Raw genomic sequence first — 15,495 nt, 5'->3', positions numbered from 1 at the left:
AATTTGAGCTTGTGCATGTGAAAAAATAAGCGTCCCACCCGCACCCCGACGTGATGCCAGGATGCGGGTGAAGCGCTTGGGTTCAGAAGGCCGCCTGTTTCGCCGCCCCGGCCTCGACGGCCTTCAGCAGGGTATCGTTGGCCAGGTGGCTGTAGCGCTGGGAGCTCTGATAGCTGGCATGACCCAGCACCTTGCCGACGGCGAACAGATCGACGCCGGAATTGACCATGTTACTAGCCGCGCTGTGCCGGAGATCATGCAATCTCAGCCCCGGCAACTTCGCCTCCGCAATCGCATGCTGCCAGCTATGCTTGATCGACACGAACGGAAGTCGGGTTTCCGGGTTCGGCACCAACCATGGGCATCCTTTGAAGCGCGGCAGCTTCTCGATGATCGCCACGGCGGGCGTGGACAACGGCACATGGCGCGACTTGCCGGTCTTACTGGTCGGAATGAACCATGACCGACGTTCGACATTAATGTTCTCCCATCTAGCCTCCAGCAGTTCTCGCAACCGCGCCCCTGTCAGGAGAAGCAGGCCAACGATGTGCTGAAGCTGGGTGTTCTGGGACGCCTCCACCGCCGCCTTCAGCCGCACCGTCTCCTCTGGCGTCAAGAATCGTTCGCGGCTGTTGTTTAAAGGCTTTCTGGGGATGCCCCGTGTCGGGTTCCTTTCGGTGCCGGGAATGTCCCAGCTGGCCCCCAGGACGAAGGATCTCCCCAGGACTACGCGTAATTTCTCGACCGAAGCCGGAGCTAAGCCGCCGACACGCTTTTCATTTAGCCACTGACTGACGGACTGGCTGGTCATGTCGGTGAGGCGGGTCTTGCCCCACTTTGGAACGATGTGGACGCGCATGCAGGATTCCAGATCGTCGTAGGACTTGAGATGGATCTTGGCGAAGGCGAGGTGCTTGGCGGCGAGTTCGCTGTAGAGGGGGATGGACTTCGCCAGAGCCTTCTTCGCGCTGGGGTCGCCGCCCATCACCACTTCCGACCGAAGCTGCTGGGCCTTCTTTTTGGCGGCGGCGAAGGTGACGTCGTTAAAGCCGCCGATCTTGTGCTGCTTCTGGCCGCCAGCCTGATCGATATAGCGCAGATAGTAGGTCTTGCCGCCGGTGCAGCGGCATTCAAGCACAAAGCCTGTTACGGTATCATCATACCAATCTGTCTTTTTCTTACCGACTTCACAACCGGCATTGGCGACGAAGGCCTGGGTCAGACGAGCCTTGGGCATGGGTGGTTTCCTTGCGTGATTAATGGTCGGCGGACGAGCGCCGTGAGCCGCCGGGAAGGCGGTCGGATGGGGGGGGATCTGGAGCGGATCTGGCTCGCGTAGCCCCCGAGACGGCCACAGATGGCGCGCATGGGGGGCGGGGATGGCCGGGCCATGGGGAGCCCGGAGCGAGCCCAGGCGGGCTACGCTCACTGCCGTTCGGGTGGCGGAGGCCGGGTCAAAAGAGGGGAAGGGGCGACTCCCCCTTTTCCCCTTTCGGTCGGCCTCCGCCGGGTCCGATGCGGCGATGGAGGGTCGCCGCTATCCGACGGCTATCCTCCAGGAGCGTCGTTCGGAACTGTCGCCAGGCTCAATGCGAAGCTGGTCAGCCCTTCGACCTCGGTTCTTGCTGAGAAACCAACCAAGCTTGCCCCGGTTGATGTACCGACCGTCCATGATGGGAAGGTCCTCAAGGGCCTCCATCAAGGCGGGATGTTCTTCAGCCTTGGCGATAATCTGGCGAACCGTCACAGATTTGGTGCCGAAGACATCGAACCAAACCTCCAACAGAGCAGCCAGCGCCTGCCGGTCAGGGTCGTGTGAGACCTGATCGATCAAGCTTTGAGCCGGGTCGGGCAGCCCCATCCAGATCAGGGGCTGTCGGCACAGACGCGACCATTCATCGTATGTGCCGATCGGAGGACATGCGGCCATCGGCTCTCCCGCTGCGCGGAATGCCGAGATGATGGTCAGGACGCAGGCTACAGCTCGGGCTCGGTGGCTCTTCATGTCGCCCACCGGATCGTTGCGAAACGACCGAAGGGCTGGAGCTTCATGGCGAGGAGCGAGACGTATCGAAACCACCCGTCGCCTGAGATCGCGCTCAGGTTCGATGTTGTTGCCCGTGCCGAGAAACAGCGCCCGTGTGAGGACTGTCGCGCTGCGGTTGGTGCCCAACATACGTTCAGTCGTGGTGGGACTGGTCAGCATCCGGTTGATCGCGCCGAACGGCTTCCAGTTGGTCTGCATATCGTCAAAGACGACTGCAGCTGGTTTCTCGTTCAGCACAGTGACGATCAGTTTGCCTGCTTCGTCCGCTCCTGTCGGGTAGCTGACTCGGTAAGGCTCATCCGGACCGGCGAACAGCGCGATGATGTCCGCCAGATAGCTTTTGCCGCTGCCAGACGTGGTCGCGGTGATGTTGAACGCTGGTGCGACGGACAGAGCGGGACGGACTACGGCGGTGAATATCGCTGAAAGTGCAGCGGATCGGTCCGCATCCGTCTCGAATTCGAACTCATCCAGGAGATGGTTCAGATAGTCCATCGCGGGTTCGGCATAGTCTCTGCTGGAGTTCTCCAACCCGCGATAGTCCGACGGATCGAAAGCGCTATACACACCCGTTCCAGGGTCATAGCCCGGTCGAGTTATCAAAGTGCCGTCCTCGCCGAAGTAGGGCTGACGGGCTATCCCGTTCAGCGGCTGGAGGTGGTGACGGTCCTGGCCGAACAGCAGCGCTTTGACGACGCCTTGAGGCGGGTCGCAGCGAAGCCAGAGGTTGTCCCGCCCCTTCCGTTCCCAGTTGATGGACGCGGAGAGGAAGGTTCTCAGGGTCTGTTCGTTCACCAGTTCGGTTGTGATCCCGCCGCCAGCCTTTTTGACGATCCGCAGCAGACCGCTTCCGCTGGTGTAGTAAACGCCGGTGTCGGCCAGCACCTTCTCGGCATCGGAACAGTTCAGGTGCATCTCACCCGGTGAAACACGGATAGTCGGTTTGTCCGGATAGGAGCCTGGATCGGCTATATTCGGTCCTGGTGGACTGATGGATGGCGCGCCGTCATCGGTCGGCGGGGAGCTCCTTTTTTCAATGTCATTTTCATTGGGATTTGGCTCGGTCATAGATCCTCGCAGAGCCCTTCCACGGGATGTGGTAAAAAGGGTTAAATCAACGGGATCGCGGACGTCATAAAAAGCGACGTATAATCAGGACGTTGTGGCGATTTCGAAGAATGGCGCGAACGGCCCTGAATTTGGCTTCAAAGCCGTCCGTACCATGAGCTTATTTCCTGGCTGGTTTGCAGAAGATATGAAGCGGCTGAGCCTTACGTCTTTGCTTCGCTAGAATGATAGCTACGCCTATCACCGTGAAAGCAGCGATGAAGGCGAAGGGCTGGGCGACCGCGAGGCTCGACAGGATCAAGGTGCCCAGAAACACCATCGTCTCCCGAGGTCGCGCGACGAACGCGTGGACCAGCGCCAGCAGCAGGACGACGGCCAGCACCATCAGCAGGGTGCGAACCAACGCCAAGGCCATGCAGAGGATGAGGAAGGCGAGCAGCTTCTTCACCATCAGCAGGCCTCCTCGGCCCAGAAGTAGGCAAGGGATCTGTAGTGGACGCCCAGTTCAGTACCTGGACCGTTCTCGACGAACAGCCGGACGGGCGGGCCGAAGGGAGGGGTGATGACGACCTCGAACCAGAAGCCGTGGTCTTTCACCCAATCAAAGGCCAGGTCGTCCGCATGTTCGCCGGTGAAGGCGAATCCCAGGGCGGTGTTGATCACGTCTGGCGTGTCGCCGCCGTGGATGACGATCAGGCGGGTGTCGGGATGGTGTTCTGGATGGCCGTAGATGCGCCAGCCCCGAAGGGCCAACAGACGACGCAGGTCGGGATCGAGGTCAGGATCGCTCAGCGCGCTCGCCACCTCGGCAAGGGTGTTCAGGCAGAGCATAGGGAAGGTGTCCTTCGGGCATGAAAAAAGCCCTCGGGCGAAGTGCCGGAGAGCTCGGGTCGGATGGATTGTCGGTTCGCCAGTCGGCGGTGGTGGTTCAGGTCTTGTCCGCCTCCGGTGATCGATCAGCGACGCCAAGGCAGTTGAAGCGGAGGGTGTCGTTGGTCTCGGGATGATCCGGCACGAAGACCAGCATCCCGAAGTCGTCGGTCAGGACGTAGGCAAGCTCGAACCATGAGCCGTGGTCGTTGAACCACTCCCAGCCGGGCTGCTCGGCCTGGTCCCAGCAGATCGGATAGCCGACGGCGTCATGGATGACCTCGGCCGGATCGCCGGGCTGGACGACGACGATCTGCAGGATGTCCTTCAGGGGACGCCTGCGGTCGGTATCCACTTGCCAGATCCTAAGGCCGATGAGGGCGCGTAGATCGGGGTCGAGGGTAGGGTCTGTGAGTGCAGCCGTTACGGCGTCTCGGTCGGTGAGTGAAAGCATGGTCTGGATAGCCTTTCCGGGCATAGAAAAACCCCCGCAGCGCGTGGCCACGGGGGTCGGTGAAGTGAGATTTGAAGTGCCCTCAGGCGGGCGCAGTGAACGGGCTCAAAGTCGATGAAGGGCTACGACTTCCCCGCCTCGCAGACGGAGGAAGGGCAAGGCAGCCTTCATGCGGGTCGGCCCGACCGCTTACCTTGCCGCAGGGACGCTTGGCGACAGAGCCGTGGCGGCCTGAGAAAGCCGTTCTCTCAGGCGCTTAGATCGCGACATGCCCGATAGCGGCATGGTCCCGCTGTGCGTGACGTTGAAGTAGTAGCCGTCCTGCACAGAACCATCACCAGAGCGGCCCCTGGACGGAACCATGGTGGCGACGATCTGGTGGCTGTCGAACAGGAACTTGATGGTGGCCTGATAGCCCTTGTTCGGGTGTTCAACGCGCACGATAGGATCGCTGCCGAACTCCACGTTCATGGCGTCCACCAAGATTTGGTCGGCCTGAGCTTCAGAGATCAGGAACACAGGCTCGCTTTGGCTGACATAGGTGCCCGGCGTCCGTGCGGGTGCTGAGGCGCAACCGCTAAGGGCCAGAACACCGGCGTAGAGAACAGCAGAAACAACGGCTCTCATTGGACACCTGTTTGGGCAGGCTTAGGCCTACGGCCACGTGTCAAGAAGAGGACGCCGCCACCGACAGCCAGGGCCACGGTGCCCCAGAGCAGGAGCGACTGATAGAGGGCCATTCTGCGGTAGGTGACGTGGAGGTCTGGTGAGGTCAGGGCGTAATGCATCTTATACTCTTCTGCCTCTTTGTACTCCTTGGAGGCATAGCCTGCGTCAAATCCAAGTTTGCTGACGAGCTCTCTCTGGAGTTCGATCTGACTCTCAAATTTTTTCAGCGGCAAGTAGTGAGACGCCCATAGGCCTCCAACGACGACATAGAAGGCAGCAATAGCAGCCAATCCTATGCGGACTACATTCTTATTCATCTGGTAGTTCTCATTTGTCTTGTGTGAGATGCGCCAGGACTTGCACATCATATAAGATGCCGAGATCTGCGCTCGGCGTTGCATCAGGTGTGGGCTTGGTTGGCTTGCACTTGGCAGAGCAGCAGCGACGTTCCCCCAAAACGTAAATAACCCGATCTGGGATATCCCGATTTAGGTTTTAGCGGAAGTGCCTCATCTCGGAGGGGCGCTCTTTGCCATCATCGATCTTCACGCAGCGGCATCAGGAGTTCATCACCTTCATCGCTTCAGTAAGGAAGGCAGCCGAAATCACTCAGGTCGAGCTTGCGGAGCGATTGGGGAAGCGACAGAGCTTCGTGTCGAAGGTGGAGCGCGGCGAGCGGCGGATCGACGTGATCGAGTTCTGCCAGATCGCCGAAGCCCTCGGTCAGGATCCGGCGAAGCTTCTGCAGAAATTCATCGACCAGTAGCCCCAAGGCTGCGCTATTGAATCGACGATCATGCCGGAAAGACCTCGGCCCGAAGTCACTCGTGATTACACGTCAAGTTTGGCCGGAAGGCTGCGTAGGAGTTTGTCGAATAGCTGACGTTCGTCGACACCGATCGCGCGCGCTATGGCTATCAGATCAATGACATTCATCTGACGTTCGCCGACCTCGATCTTAGCTAGCCAGCCGTGGTGGGTCTTGCCGAGACGGCTTTCTACCTCTCGCTGCGTCAGGCCCTGAGCTTTGCGAGCGGTTACTACAACTTCGACTGCCGCTCGGTACTCCGGCGATGAAACCCACTTCCGCATTAGCCGTGCCTTCCAAGGGAGGAAGACCTGCGCTAATGGCCGTCACCGCTGGTTCTATTTCGGTACCAACGTGCTGTGAGAATTTGGTCGCAGCGGACATTCCTAAAGGAAGGCTAGCGAACGTTGCGATCATCAACTATCAGCGTTCTTTGTGGTTCGCTGCGGGGGGAAAATGGAATACGAATACAAGGTGATCGATGTAGCGGACGGAGCCATCAGCTCCCTGCTGCTTAATGAAGGGCGGATCGAGACCGATGTGCTCGAATCCTATCTCAATGCGATGGCGGCTGAGGGATGGCGGGTGGTCTTCATGGCCAATGTCATGCAGCGCCATCTGGTCATCAGTGATCGTGAAACGTTGATGGTGACATTCGAGCGGCGTGTGCCTGAAGATCAGAGAGAGGCCCGTGCAGCTCGTGTCCTCGACGATGTGATCGCAGCCGAGGACCGCGCCAAGGTTGTCGGTCGCAAGGCTGCAGCAGGGACTGTCGGTCTAGCGTTGGGCGGTGTCTTGCTGGGTGCAGCGCTATCGGGCGGCGATGAGGCGTAGAGCTATGGATTTTCAGTCCCAGGTTGCCGCGCGGCGTGCCGAACGCGAACAAGTCGCGAGAGAGGCTCAAAAGATAGCGTCCGAACAGGCGCGGACTCAGGCCTTGGCCGAACGCGCGCAGCGTGAAAATGCGCTGGAAGCCATCGCTGCCGATCTTTCAAATGATGACATCAAGGTAGTTCGGCAGGGCGAGGATCTTACCATCCTACAATCTTCAACGCCTACGCTCGATCTGGAGGGGCTGCGTCGTTCCAAGATCGACAAGTTGCTGAAACACGAGGCCCGCAAGATGTGGTCGCCAGCAGAGAATTGGCAGGTGATCGGCCTTATGGTTGCTGGTGTCTTCCTGCTTCCGTGGTTCTGGGTTCTTGGGCTCCTCGTCTTCGGCGTCGGCGGGGCACGGCGCTGGGCCCTGAACAATCGATACCGGGCGCAAGTGCGCCGACAATACCCCGTGCTGTTCCCGCCCAACCAGCCAAATGGCGCGGTTTGATTCGCTGAACGACCTGGCGAACACTGGGAGGTATCCACTGGGGGTTGTCACCGCCCACACATAGCTGCTCTATGCGGACGCGAGGGCAGATGGTCGACAATACAGAGCACTTTCCGGTCGAGGTTCAACCCGACTTCGTCGATAAACAGACGCGCGCGAGACCGATTCCGGCTCTGTCTGAGTTGATCTGGAATGGCCTCGACGCCGATGCGACCCGGGTCTCTGTCGAGTTAGAATACGGGGATCTTGCCGGCGGTCTGTCGAAGATTGTGGTGCACGACAACGGCAAAGGATTCCCGCGTTCTGAGGCCAGAGGTTTATTCAAGAATCTGGGCGGATCGTGGAAGCGCGGCACACGGCAAACTCCGAGCGGCCGTCAGATACATGGCCAGGAAGGAAAGGGTCGCTACAAGGCTTTCGCCCTCGGTCGCGCGGTCACATGGCATGTCACGCACGAAGAGGCTGGCGACGCATCGTCGTTCGAAGTGTCGCTGTTTTCGGACAATCTGACGGACGTTGCAGTTACGCCGCAGCGCCCAGCCGGTACGCCAAGAACAGGCGTGACGGTCGCTGTTAGCGACTTGCATCACGACTTTCGCGTGTTCGAAACAGAGGAGGGGCTCCAAGATTTAGCTGAGACTTTCGCTCTCTATCTGTCAAACTATCCGAACGTACAGATCGAGGTCGCCGGTCGGCGGGTCGATCCTGCGACCGCAATGGTCGGTGAGCCGGTTACGATCGAGCTCGAGCCTATCGTCTCCGACGAAGGGCCGCACCCGGCGTCGCTGCAGATCATTGAGTGGAAGTCAGCAACCAAACGGGCCCTATATCTCTGCTCAGCAGATGGCTTCCCGCTCGACACCTCCGAGACCCGCTTCCACGTTCCTGGCTTCGCGTTCTCAGCTTACCTTCGATCCGATTACATCAGTCGACTTCAGGAAAAGGGGCTGCTCGGCCTCGGAGAACTAGACCCACGGCTTGCCGAGGCTGTGGACCAGTCTCGTGAGGCAATCAAACGGTACTTCCGCGAACGGGCAGCCGCTGACGCAAAGTCAATCGTGGACGAATGGAAGGCCGAGCAAGTCTATCCCTTTGAGGGCGAACCAGTCACCACGGTCGAGAAGGCAGAGCGCCAAGTCTTTGAGATCGTCGCCGCGCAAGTCCAGCGCATTGCGCCAGAGATTGGCGGTGGTAGCAAAAAAGGAAAAGCGCTTCACCTTCGGATGTTGAAGACGGCACTCGAGCGCGGGCCGGAGGAACTTCAGATCATCCTGCGCGAGGTGCTTGACCTGCCGGTCGCCAAACAGAAGGAACTTGGCGCGCTGCTGCAGGAGACGTCGCTTTCCTCGATCATCTCCGCAGCCAAGACGGTCGCCGATCGCCTGAAGTTCCTTACGGCGCTGGAAACCATCATCTACGACCCCGAAAAGAAGGGCCGACTTAAAGAGCGAACTCAGCTTCATAGAATCCTTGCTCAGGAGACTTGGCTCTTCGGCGAGGAATATAATCTGTGGGTCAGCGATCTCGGCCTCCGACAGGTTCTGAATCGGCACAAGGAACACCTCGATCCGAGTCTGGTGATCGATGAACCGGTGAAGGTTCATGGTCAGCGGACGGCTATCGTCGATCTTATGTTCTCGGCGCAGTCCAAGCGGCATTTGGCCGAGGAAGTTGAGAACCTCATCGTTGAACTCAAGGCACCCGAGGTTGATATCGGCTGGAAAGAAACAGGTCAGATTCTGAAGTATGCCCACGCCGTGGAAAATGATGACCGCTTCCATCGAGTCAAAAACGTCAGATGGCATTACATAGTCATCTCAAACGCTTACGATTCGCAGACGGCGGGGTTAATCAATTCTGTCGACGCCGAGCGTCGTTTAATAGGGCGATCCGCCACTGGCACCGTTCAGGTTATGACTTGGGGTGAGCTCATCCAAGAAAACCGGGCGCGCCTGCTTTTCTTCCAGCAGCGTCTTGAACACTCGGCTGGGGAAGGCGAGGCGCTCAAATACCTTCACGAGAAACACGCCGCCCTGCTGAAGGGTGTCGTTGATGAGTCAGATTGGGTTGAGGAACAGCCTCCTGCTGAGGCTTAAGCCCGACAACGGATCGGTTGGATCGACCGAAAGCACGGAGGCTAATGGTCGAATCAGTAGCGGCCAAAAGGCCTCCCCACCGCATACCCACACAGCTCCCAAGCGGAAGCCACTTCCGGCTTATCCCGGCCCGGCGTCAAAGCTAGTGATGCTCTGGAAAGGTGGTGCCGCTTAGGTGACTCGAACACCTGACCCCCTCATTACGAATGAGGTGCTCTACCAGCTGAGCTAAAGCGGCCCCGGCGTCGTTCGCGCGCGAAGGCGTGAACGAGCGAGGAGGGCTCTTTATACGGGAGCGGAGGGCTTGCCAAGAGCCGATAGCATCGCCGGTTCGTCTGGTGCGGCGGCGATGCGGATTTGCGCGAAATCGAAGGGGCGCAGGGGGATGGCGGCCGCTTCGGATATGCAGATGGCGACGCGGCCGGATGAGGCGGCGCGAGGCAGATCGGCGGCTAGCGCGCGGGCGGCGCGGGGGGAGTGGAGCATGACCGCGTCGAAAAGCTCGGGAGCGGGCGCCTGGGTCTCGAAGGCGGCGTAGACGGGCAGGCGATGGACCGGGCGGTCGGGCAGCAGGGCGGGCAGGTCGCCCGCCGGTTCGCGCGCGCCGGGGGCCAGCAGGGGGCCGGGTGGGGCTGCGGCCGTGATCAGGCGAGCCAGGGCGTGGATGTCGCCGGCGGCGGAGCGCACATCGGCGAAGCCGGCGGCGCGGGCGGCCTCGGCCGTGGCGTCGCCGACGGCGAAGACGGGGTGGTCGCGAAAGCGCGGGATCAGGGGGGCGAAGGCTTCGACGCCGTTGGGGCTGGTCAGGGCGAGGGCGGCGACGGCGGCCGGGGCAGGCGCGGCGTCGAGGGCGCCGGGCAGGGGCGCCAAGGTCAGCAAGGGCGCGACGAGCGGGGTGAAGCCCAGCGCCGTCAGCCGGTCCGCCGTGCGGGCGGCGCCCGGCTCGGCGCGCGTGACCCAGACGCGGCGGATCGGCGGCGTCATGACCCTAGAGCGCGATCTTCTGGTCGCCGGCGACGGCCTGGATCTGACCGCCGAGGTCGAGGCCCAGGGCGCGGGCGGCGGCGTGATCGACGTCGGCGGCGATGTCGCCGGAGCGCGTCCAGCGGCTCGACCCGTCGGGGCTGAGCATTTCGGTGCTGAGGCGCAGGCGGTCGTCCGCGATGTGGGCGTAGGCGCCGATGGCGGTGCGGCAGGAGCCTTCCAACGCGGCCATGGCCCCCCGCTCGGCGGCGACGGCGAGGGCGGTGGGGGCGTGGTTCAGGGCGCGGGTCCAGGCGGCGTCGACGTCGCCTTCACGCGTCTGCAGGGCCAGGGCGCCCTGGCCCGGCGCGGGCAGGAAGGCGTCCAGCGGCAGGCGCTGGCGGATGACCTCGCCGAGGCCGAGGCGGTTGAGGCCCGAACAGGCCAGCAGGATGGCGTCGAAATCGCCGTCGCGCAGCCGCTTCAGCCGGGTGTCGACGTTGCCGCGCAGCATCTCGATGTTCAGGTCGGGACGCAGGGCCAGGGCCTGGGCCTGACGACGCAGGGAGGCGGTGCCGAAACGGGCGCCCTGCGGCAGGTCGGCGAAGGTGGCGTAATGGTCGCTGATGAAGGCGTCGCGGGGGTCTTCGCGCTCGGGCACGGCGGCGATGGCGAGGCCCGGCGGCTGTTCGGCGGGGACGTCCTTCATCGAGTGGACGGCGACGTCGACGCCGGCTGTCCAGCAGGGCCTCCTCGATCTCCTTGGTGAACAGGGCCTTGCCGCCGATTTCGAGCAGGCGACGGTCCTGGATGCGGTCGCCGGTGGTGACGATCTCGACCAGAGGAACCAGGGTTTCGATCTCGGCCTCGGGCACGCCGAGGGCGCGGCCGATGGGCGCGCTGCATCATGGCGGACTGGGCCAGGGCCAGGCGCGAACGTCGGGTGCCGATGCGCAGGAGAGGTTGAGTCACGTCGAGACGCCGTTGCGAAAGGGGGGGCGGGTCGCTAACTCCGCCGAATGAAGATGGACGCGGACTATAGCAGGGCGACGGACGGGGCAACCGAACGCGGGTCGGACGGTTTGACCGTGCTGGGCCTGGAGACCAGCTGCGACGAGACCGCCGCCTCGGTGGTGCGGCTGTCGGCGTCGGGCGCGCAGGTGCTGTCCAGCGTCATCCATAGCCAGATCGACGACCATGCGGCCTATGGCGGGGTGGTGCCGGAAATCGCCGCCCGCAGCCATGTGGAGATGATCGACGGCGTGACGCGCCGGGCCATGAGCGAGGCCGGGCTGGACTGGAGCGCGCTGGACGGCGTGGCGGCGACGGCGGGGCCGGGGCTGGTCGGCGGGGTCATGGTGGGCCTGAGCTACGGCAAGGCGGCGGCGCTGGCGCGGGGCTTGCCGCTGATCGCGGTCAACCATCTGGAAGGCCATGCAGTGTCGGCGCGGCTGGGGGCGGAGACGACCTATCCCTTCCTGCTGCTGCTGGTGTCGGGCGGGCACTGTCAGCTGCTGGAGGTGCGCGGCATCGGCGACATGAGCCGTCTGGGCACGACCATCGACGACGCGGCGGGCGAGGCCTTTGACAAGATCGCCAAGGCCATGGGGCTGGGCTATCCGGGCGGGCCGGCGCTGGAGAAGCTGGCGGCGTCCGGCGACGGGTCGCGCTTTGATCTGCCGAGGGCGCTGCTGGGGCGCAAGGATTGCGACTTCTCCTTCTCGGGGCTGAAGACGGCGGCGTCGCGCCTGGCCCAGATCTGCGAGACGGAACAGGATCGGGCCGATCTGGCCGATGCGGTGCAGAAGGCGATCGCGCGCCAGCTGGCCGAACGCTCCGAGCGGGCGATGAAGGATTACGCCGAGGCGCATCCGGAACTCGCTGACGGCGCCCTAAAGCAGCCGAGCCCCGTGGGCGAGGCGATAGGGCAAAAAGAAAGACTGTTTGTCGTGGCGGGCGGGGTCGCCGCCAACAAGACGATCCGGCGGACGCTGGAGGATCTGGCGACCAAGCACGGCTTCGCCTTCCTGGCGCCGCCGATGGCCTATTGCACCGACAATGCGGCGATGATCGCCCTGGCGGGGGCTGAGCGGCTGGAAAAAGGGCTGACGTCGGACATCGATGTCGCCGCCCGGCCGCGATGGCCTCTGGACGAGACGCGCGCGAGCGTTGATCCTGTGCACAAGAAAACGGGCCGCAAGGGCGCCAAGGCTTAAAGCGGCCTGGCTCTCGGCGGGGGTCGGGGGACCGGAGAAGACATGGAATTTCATACGGCAGGCGTAATGGCGGCGGCGCCTGGGGCACGGCCCTGGCGCAGAGCGCGGCGGCGGCGGGTCTGGCCGTCATCCTGCAGGCGCGCGAGCCCGAGGTGATCGAGAGCATCCGCACGCGCCGGATGAACGACGCCTTCCTGCCGGGGGTCGAGTTGGATTCGGCCATCAACGTCACCTCGGACCTGGCGGATCTGGCCGACTGCGACCTGATCCTGGCCGTGCCGCCCGCCCAGCATATGCGGGCGACGTTGCAGGCCTTCGCGCCCTACGCCCGGCCGGGCCTGCCGATCATCCTGTGCTCCAAGGGCATTGAGCGCGGCTCGCTGAAGCTGATGACCGACGTGCTGGCCGAGACGATTCCCTCGGCCACGGCCGCCGTGCTGTCGGGGCCGAGCTTCGCCGCCGAGGTGGCGCGGGGCCTGCCCAGCGCCGTGACCCTGGCCTGCGCCGATGCGGCGATGGCCGAGGCGCTGGCGGGCGCCCTGTCGGGGCCGGTCTTCCGCCCCTATTACGCCGACGACCTGATCGGGGCCGAGACGGGCGGGGCGCTGAAGAATGTGCTGGCCATCGCCTGCGGCATTGTCGAGGGCCGCGAACTGGGGCGCAGCGCCCATGCGGCCGTCATCACCCGCGGCTATGCCGAGATCGTCCGCGTCGCCACGGCCCTGGGCGGCAAGGCCGAGACGGTGGCCGGGCTGTGCGGCGTCGGCGATCTGGTGCTGACCTGCTCCAGCCCGCAGTCGCGCAACATGAGCCTGGGCCTGGCCCTGGGCCAAGGCCTCAGCGTCGAGCAGGCGCTGGAAGGCAAGCGCTCAGTGGCCGAGGGCTATGAGAGCGCGCCGGCCGTGCGCGAACTGACCCGCAAACTGGGCGTCGACACGCCGATCTGCGAGGCGACGGCGGCGGTGCTGGCGGGCGAGCTGACGGTGGATCAGGCGATCGAGAGCCTGATGAGCCGCCCGCTGAAGCCCGAGCGCGAATAGTGGCGCAAGAGGGTCCGGCGGCCGAGACGCAGGAGCGCAAGCGGGTCTGGAAGACGCCGCCGAACGTGGCCCTGTGTCTTGAGGCGGACATCAATGATCCCGGCTCGCGCGGTTTCGTGCTGCAGATCGGCGAGGCCTTCTTCCACGGCTTCGTGGTGAAGAAGGACGGTCGGGTCGCGGGCTGGGTGGATCGCTGCCCGCACGCGGGCTTTCCCATCGCGGTGGAGCTGGACCGCTATCTGACGCCGGACGGCTCGCTGATCCTGTGCGGTTGGCACGGGGCGGCGTTCGAGCCGCTGTCGGGCGCCTGCGTCTCCGGACCCTGCGCGGGCGGCAAGCTGACGCCTTGGCCGGTCGAGGCGCGGGACGGGGTTATAAGGACGGCGTAAGGGCGGAAGCCGCGTCCCGCCTATTCCTTCGGGACCAGCTTGGGATCCTTGGTGAAGGCTTCGTCGACCTCTTCCTCGGTGATCCGCTTGGAGGGGTCGCCGGGCTGGTTGAGGTTCTGCTCCTCGGTGCCGTCGCCCATCATGCCGGGGTGGGGGTCTTTGGGGTCTTTCTCGGCCATGGTGATCTCCTCCGCATGGATGCAAAGGCAATCCGGCGACAGCGCGGGGCGTTCCATCACGCCCGCGCGAGGTCAGCGCTTCAGGCGTCGCGCATTGGCCGTGGCCTTGGCGTGGACGGGGGCCATGGTCTTAGCCTGCGCCTTCAGCGCCGCGCCGTAGAAGGACCAGCCGTCGTTCAGCGCTCGGCTCCAGGCGCCCAGGGCCCAGTCGGTCTGGGCGGCGGCGAAGGCGAAGGGGGTGTCGGCGCGGGCCAGTTTGGCCAGGCAGTCGGCGGCCTCGGCCCCCTCGCGCGCGGCCAGACGCCCGGCGCGTTCGGCCAGGTCCAGCGCGCCGGTATAGGCGGCCCCGGCCGAGGCCGTCATGGCCTCGACCTTCTCCACACCCATGCGGCTGAGTTCGGCGTGGTCGGCGCGCAGGGGGTCGGCCAGAGCCTCGCCCATGATCTCGAACCGTCGCGTGATGACGGCGGCCGAGGCCTGGGCCAGTTCCTGACCGGCCTGGGCGTTGCGCAGGGCGTTGCGGGCCGTCTTCTGCATGGGGCTCATGCAACGACCCTGGGCTGGTTTCAGGCGACCGGCAAGACTTCTTGCGCGAAGTCGGTCAGGTCGCGGATCAGGGCCGGAACGGCGGCGTCGATGATGCGCTGGCCCTTTTCCGGGGTCGCCTGGGCCGGGTCCGAGCCGATGCGGCCGTCGGGGAAGCGGGCGCGATAGTCGTTGGCGTCGCGGATCGGGCCGAAGGGGGCGATCTTCGGCTCATAGGCGGCGGTCTTGATCCGGTCGGGATAGCCGGCCTGGGTCACGGCGATCTCGGACGGGGTGGCGTGGCTGCCGTGGCCGGTCGGGAAGATGTCCTCGCACAGCTTCTGCACGCCTGGCAGATCCCACCAGTTGCGCAGCTTCAGCACGAAGGGCGGACGCTCGGCCCAGGGCTCGGGCGTGAAGGACCAGTCGGCGTAGATTTCGGCGAAGGCGGCCTCAATGGTGGCGACGTTGCCGCCGTGGCCGTTGAGGAAATAGATGCGCTCGAAGCCGTGGCGCGTCAGCGACGACACCCAGTCGGCGATCGCCGCCATGAAGGTCGACGGGCGCAGGGTGATGGTGCCGGGAAACGCCAGGTGGTGCTGGGCCATGCCGATGTTGAAGGTCGGCGTGACGATCAGGCTGTCGTCGCCCTTTTCGGCGGCGTGGGCGATGATCTCGGGGCACAGCCAGTCGGTGCCCAGCAGGCCCGTCGGCCCGTGCTGTTCGTTCGAGCCGATCGGCACGATCACCGTCTTGGACAGAAGGGCGCCGGACTTCAGGCGCTCGTCGATCTCGGGCCAGGACGACAGGTGGATCAGCATGGGAAGGACTCCGACGGGCGGGA

18 protein-coding genes, 1 tRNA gene and 2 pseudogenes are annotated in these 15,495 nt (G+C 63.8%); 7 read left to right on the top strand and 14 right to left on the bottom strand.

Features of this window, described 5'->3' with window-relative positions; all coding sequences use genetic code 11:
• Window positions 1–82 precede the first annotated feature (82 nt).
• The 7 genes from FGL25_RS15495 to FGL25_RS15465 form a co-directional block, all read right to left on the bottom strand.
• Entirely contained in the window at window positions 83–1,237 is a 1,155-nt protein-coding gene (locus FGL25_RS15495; protein WP_138142199.1) for a site-specific integrase, read from the bottom strand.
• A 300-nt stretch (window positions 1,238–1,537) separates the two neighbouring features.
• Window positions 1,538–3,115 carry a hypothetical protein gene (locus tag FGL25_RS15490; RefSeq protein ID WP_138142198.1) on the bottom strand — a complete coding sequence of 526 codons (1,578 nt, stop codon included), beginning with the start codon at window positions 3,113–3,115 and terminating at the stop codon, window positions 1,538–1,540.
• Between the two features lie 160 nt (window positions 3,116–3,275).
• A complete protein-coding gene (locus FGL25_RS15485) occupies window positions 3,276–3,566 on the bottom strand; it encodes a hypothetical protein (protein ID WP_138142197.1) in 291 nt (96 codons plus the stop codon).
• Complete coding sequence (locus FGL25_RS15480) at window positions 3,566–3,946, bottom strand: hypothetical protein (RefSeq protein ID WP_138142196.1); 381 nt, start codon at window positions 3,944–3,946, stop codon at window positions 3,566–3,568. The genes FGL25_RS15485 and FGL25_RS15480 overlap by 1 nt, the downstream gene beginning before the upstream one ends.
• Window positions 3,947–4,043: 97 nt before the next feature.
• On the bottom strand, window positions 4,044–4,340 hold the full coding sequence (locus FGL25_RS15475) for a hypothetical protein (protein WP_138142195.1): 297 nt from the start codon (window positions 4,338–4,340) through the stop codon (window positions 4,044–4,046).
• Window positions 4,341–4,628: 288 nt separating this feature from the next.
• The gene (locus FGL25_RS15470; protein ID WP_138142194.1) at window positions 4,629–5,066 is read right to left on the bottom strand and encodes a hypothetical protein; all 438 of its coding nucleotides are present in this window, start codon (window positions 5,064–5,066) and stop codon (window positions 4,629–4,631) included.
• A complete protein-coding gene (locus FGL25_RS15465; protein ID WP_138142193.1) occupies window positions 5,063–5,425 on the bottom strand; it encodes a hypothetical protein in 363 nt (120 codons plus the stop codon). Before FGL25_RS15465 ends, FGL25_RS15470 begins: the two co-directional genes overlap by 4 nt.
• 212 nt (window positions 5,426–5,637) lie before the next feature.
• Here FGL25_RS15465 and FGL25_RS15460 point away from each other — a divergent pair, with 212 nt between their 5' ends.
• A complete protein-coding gene (locus FGL25_RS15460) occupies window positions 5,638–5,874 on the top strand; it encodes a helix-turn-helix domain-containing protein (RefSeq protein ID WP_138142192.1) in 237 nt (78 codons plus the stop codon).
• Window positions 5,875–5,939: 65 nt separating this feature from the next.
• Here FGL25_RS15460 and FGL25_RS15455 read toward each other — a convergent pair whose 3' ends face one another.
• Window positions 5,940–6,200: a helix-turn-helix domain-containing protein gene (locus tag FGL25_RS15455; protein WP_138142191.1), complete on the bottom strand. Its 261-nt coding sequence runs from the start codon at window positions 6,198–6,200 to the stop codon at window positions 5,940–5,942.
• 172 nt (window positions 6,201–6,372) lie between these two features.
• Between FGL25_RS15455 and FGL25_RS15450 the strand changes: the two genes are divergently transcribed.
• The 3 genes from FGL25_RS15450 (at window position 6,373) to FGL25_RS15440 (ending at window position 9,339) form a co-directional block, all read left to right on the top strand.
• On the top strand, window positions 6,373–6,750 hold the full coding sequence (locus FGL25_RS15450; protein WP_138142190.1) for a DUF4177 domain-containing protein: 378 nt from the start codon (window positions 6,373–6,375) through the stop codon (window positions 6,748–6,750).
• Between the two features lie 4 nt (window positions 6,751–6,754).
• On the top strand, window positions 6,755–7,243 hold the full coding sequence (locus tag FGL25_RS15445; protein ID WP_138142189.1) for a hypothetical protein: 489 nt from the start codon (window positions 6,755–6,757) through the stop codon (window positions 7,241–7,243).
• An 89-nt stretch (window positions 7,244–7,332) separates the two neighbouring features.
• On the top strand, window positions 7,333–9,339 hold the full coding sequence (locus FGL25_RS15440; protein ID WP_167493362.1) for an ATP-binding protein: 2,007 nt from the start codon (window positions 7,333–7,335) through the stop codon (window positions 9,337–9,339).
• Window positions 9,340–9,501: 162 nt separating this feature from the next.
• On the opposite strand, the gene FGL25_RS15435 is transcribed toward FGL25_RS15440, so the two are convergent.
• The 3 genes and pseudogenes from FGL25_RS15435 to hemC all read right to left on the bottom strand — a co-directional run bounded on the left by FGL25_RS15435 (window position 9,502) and on the right by hemC (window position 11,211).
• Window positions 9,502–9,577: transfer RNA gene (locus FGL25_RS15435), tRNA-Thr, on the bottom strand.
• A gap of 47 nt (window positions 9,578–9,624) precedes the next feature.
• Window positions 9,625–10,323, bottom strand: coding sequence for a uroporphyrinogen-III synthase (locus FGL25_RS15430; RefSeq protein WP_138142187.1), 699 nt, complete (start codon window positions 10,321–10,323; stop codon window positions 9,625–9,627).
• Window positions 10,324–10,327: 4 nt separating this feature from the next.
• Window positions 10,328–11,211 (bottom strand): annotated as a pseudogene (hemC, locus tag FGL25_RS15425) (hydroxymethylbilane synthase).
• A gap of 116 nt (window positions 11,212–11,327) precedes the next feature.
• On the opposite strand from hemC, the gene tsaD reads away from it, so the two are divergent.
• The 3 genes and pseudogenes from tsaD to FGL25_RS15410 all read left to right on the top strand — a co-directional run bounded on the left by tsaD (window position 11,328) and on the right by FGL25_RS15410 (window position 13,947).
• Complete coding sequence (gene tsaD, locus FGL25_RS15420; protein ID WP_138142472.1) at window positions 11,328–12,518, top strand: tRNA (adenosine(37)-N6)-threonylcarbamoyltransferase complex transferase subunit TsaD; 1,191 nt, start codon at window positions 11,328–11,330, stop codon at window positions 12,516–12,518.
• Window positions 12,519–12,560: 42 nt separating this feature from the next.
• Window positions 12,561–13,558 (top strand): annotated as a pseudogene (locus tag FGL25_RS15415) (NAD(P)H-dependent glycerol-3-phosphate dehydrogenase).
• Complete coding sequence (locus tag FGL25_RS15410; protein WP_138142186.1) at window positions 13,558–13,947, top strand: Rieske (2Fe-2S) protein; 390 nt, start codon at window positions 13,558–13,560, stop codon at window positions 13,945–13,947. Before FGL25_RS15415 ends, FGL25_RS15410 begins: the two are co-directional and overlap by 1 nt.
• A gap of 20 nt (window positions 13,948–13,967) precedes the next feature.
• On the opposite strand, the gene FGL25_RS15405 is transcribed toward FGL25_RS15410, so the two are convergent.
• The 3 genes from FGL25_RS15405 to FGL25_RS15395 form a co-directional block, all read right to left on the bottom strand.
• Entirely contained in the window at window positions 13,968–14,126 is a 159-nt protein-coding gene (locus FGL25_RS15405) for a hypothetical protein (RefSeq protein ID WP_223850640.1), read from the bottom strand.
• 72 nt (window positions 14,127–14,198) lie between these two features.
• Entirely contained in the window at window positions 14,199–14,672 is a 474-nt protein-coding gene (locus tag FGL25_RS15400; RefSeq protein WP_252970223.1) for a phasin family protein, read from the bottom strand.
• A gap of 20 nt (window positions 14,673–14,692) precedes the next feature.
• Window positions 14,693–15,472 carry a creatininase family protein gene (locus FGL25_RS15395; RefSeq protein WP_046652732.1) on the bottom strand — a complete coding sequence of 260 codons (780 nt, stop codon included), beginning with the start codon at window positions 15,470–15,472 and terminating at the stop codon, window positions 14,693–14,695.
• Window positions 15,473–15,495: the final 23 nt, after the last annotated feature.

The organism is Brevundimonas vancanneytii, from assembly GCF_901421975.1.
Classification (GTDB): Bacteria; Pseudomonadota; Alphaproteobacteria; order Caulobacterales; family Caulobacteraceae; genus Brevundimonas; species Brevundimonas diminuta.
The sequence above is the reverse complement of the archived record's forward strand: the minus strand, read 5'-3'. Positions and strand labels throughout refer to the sequence as shown.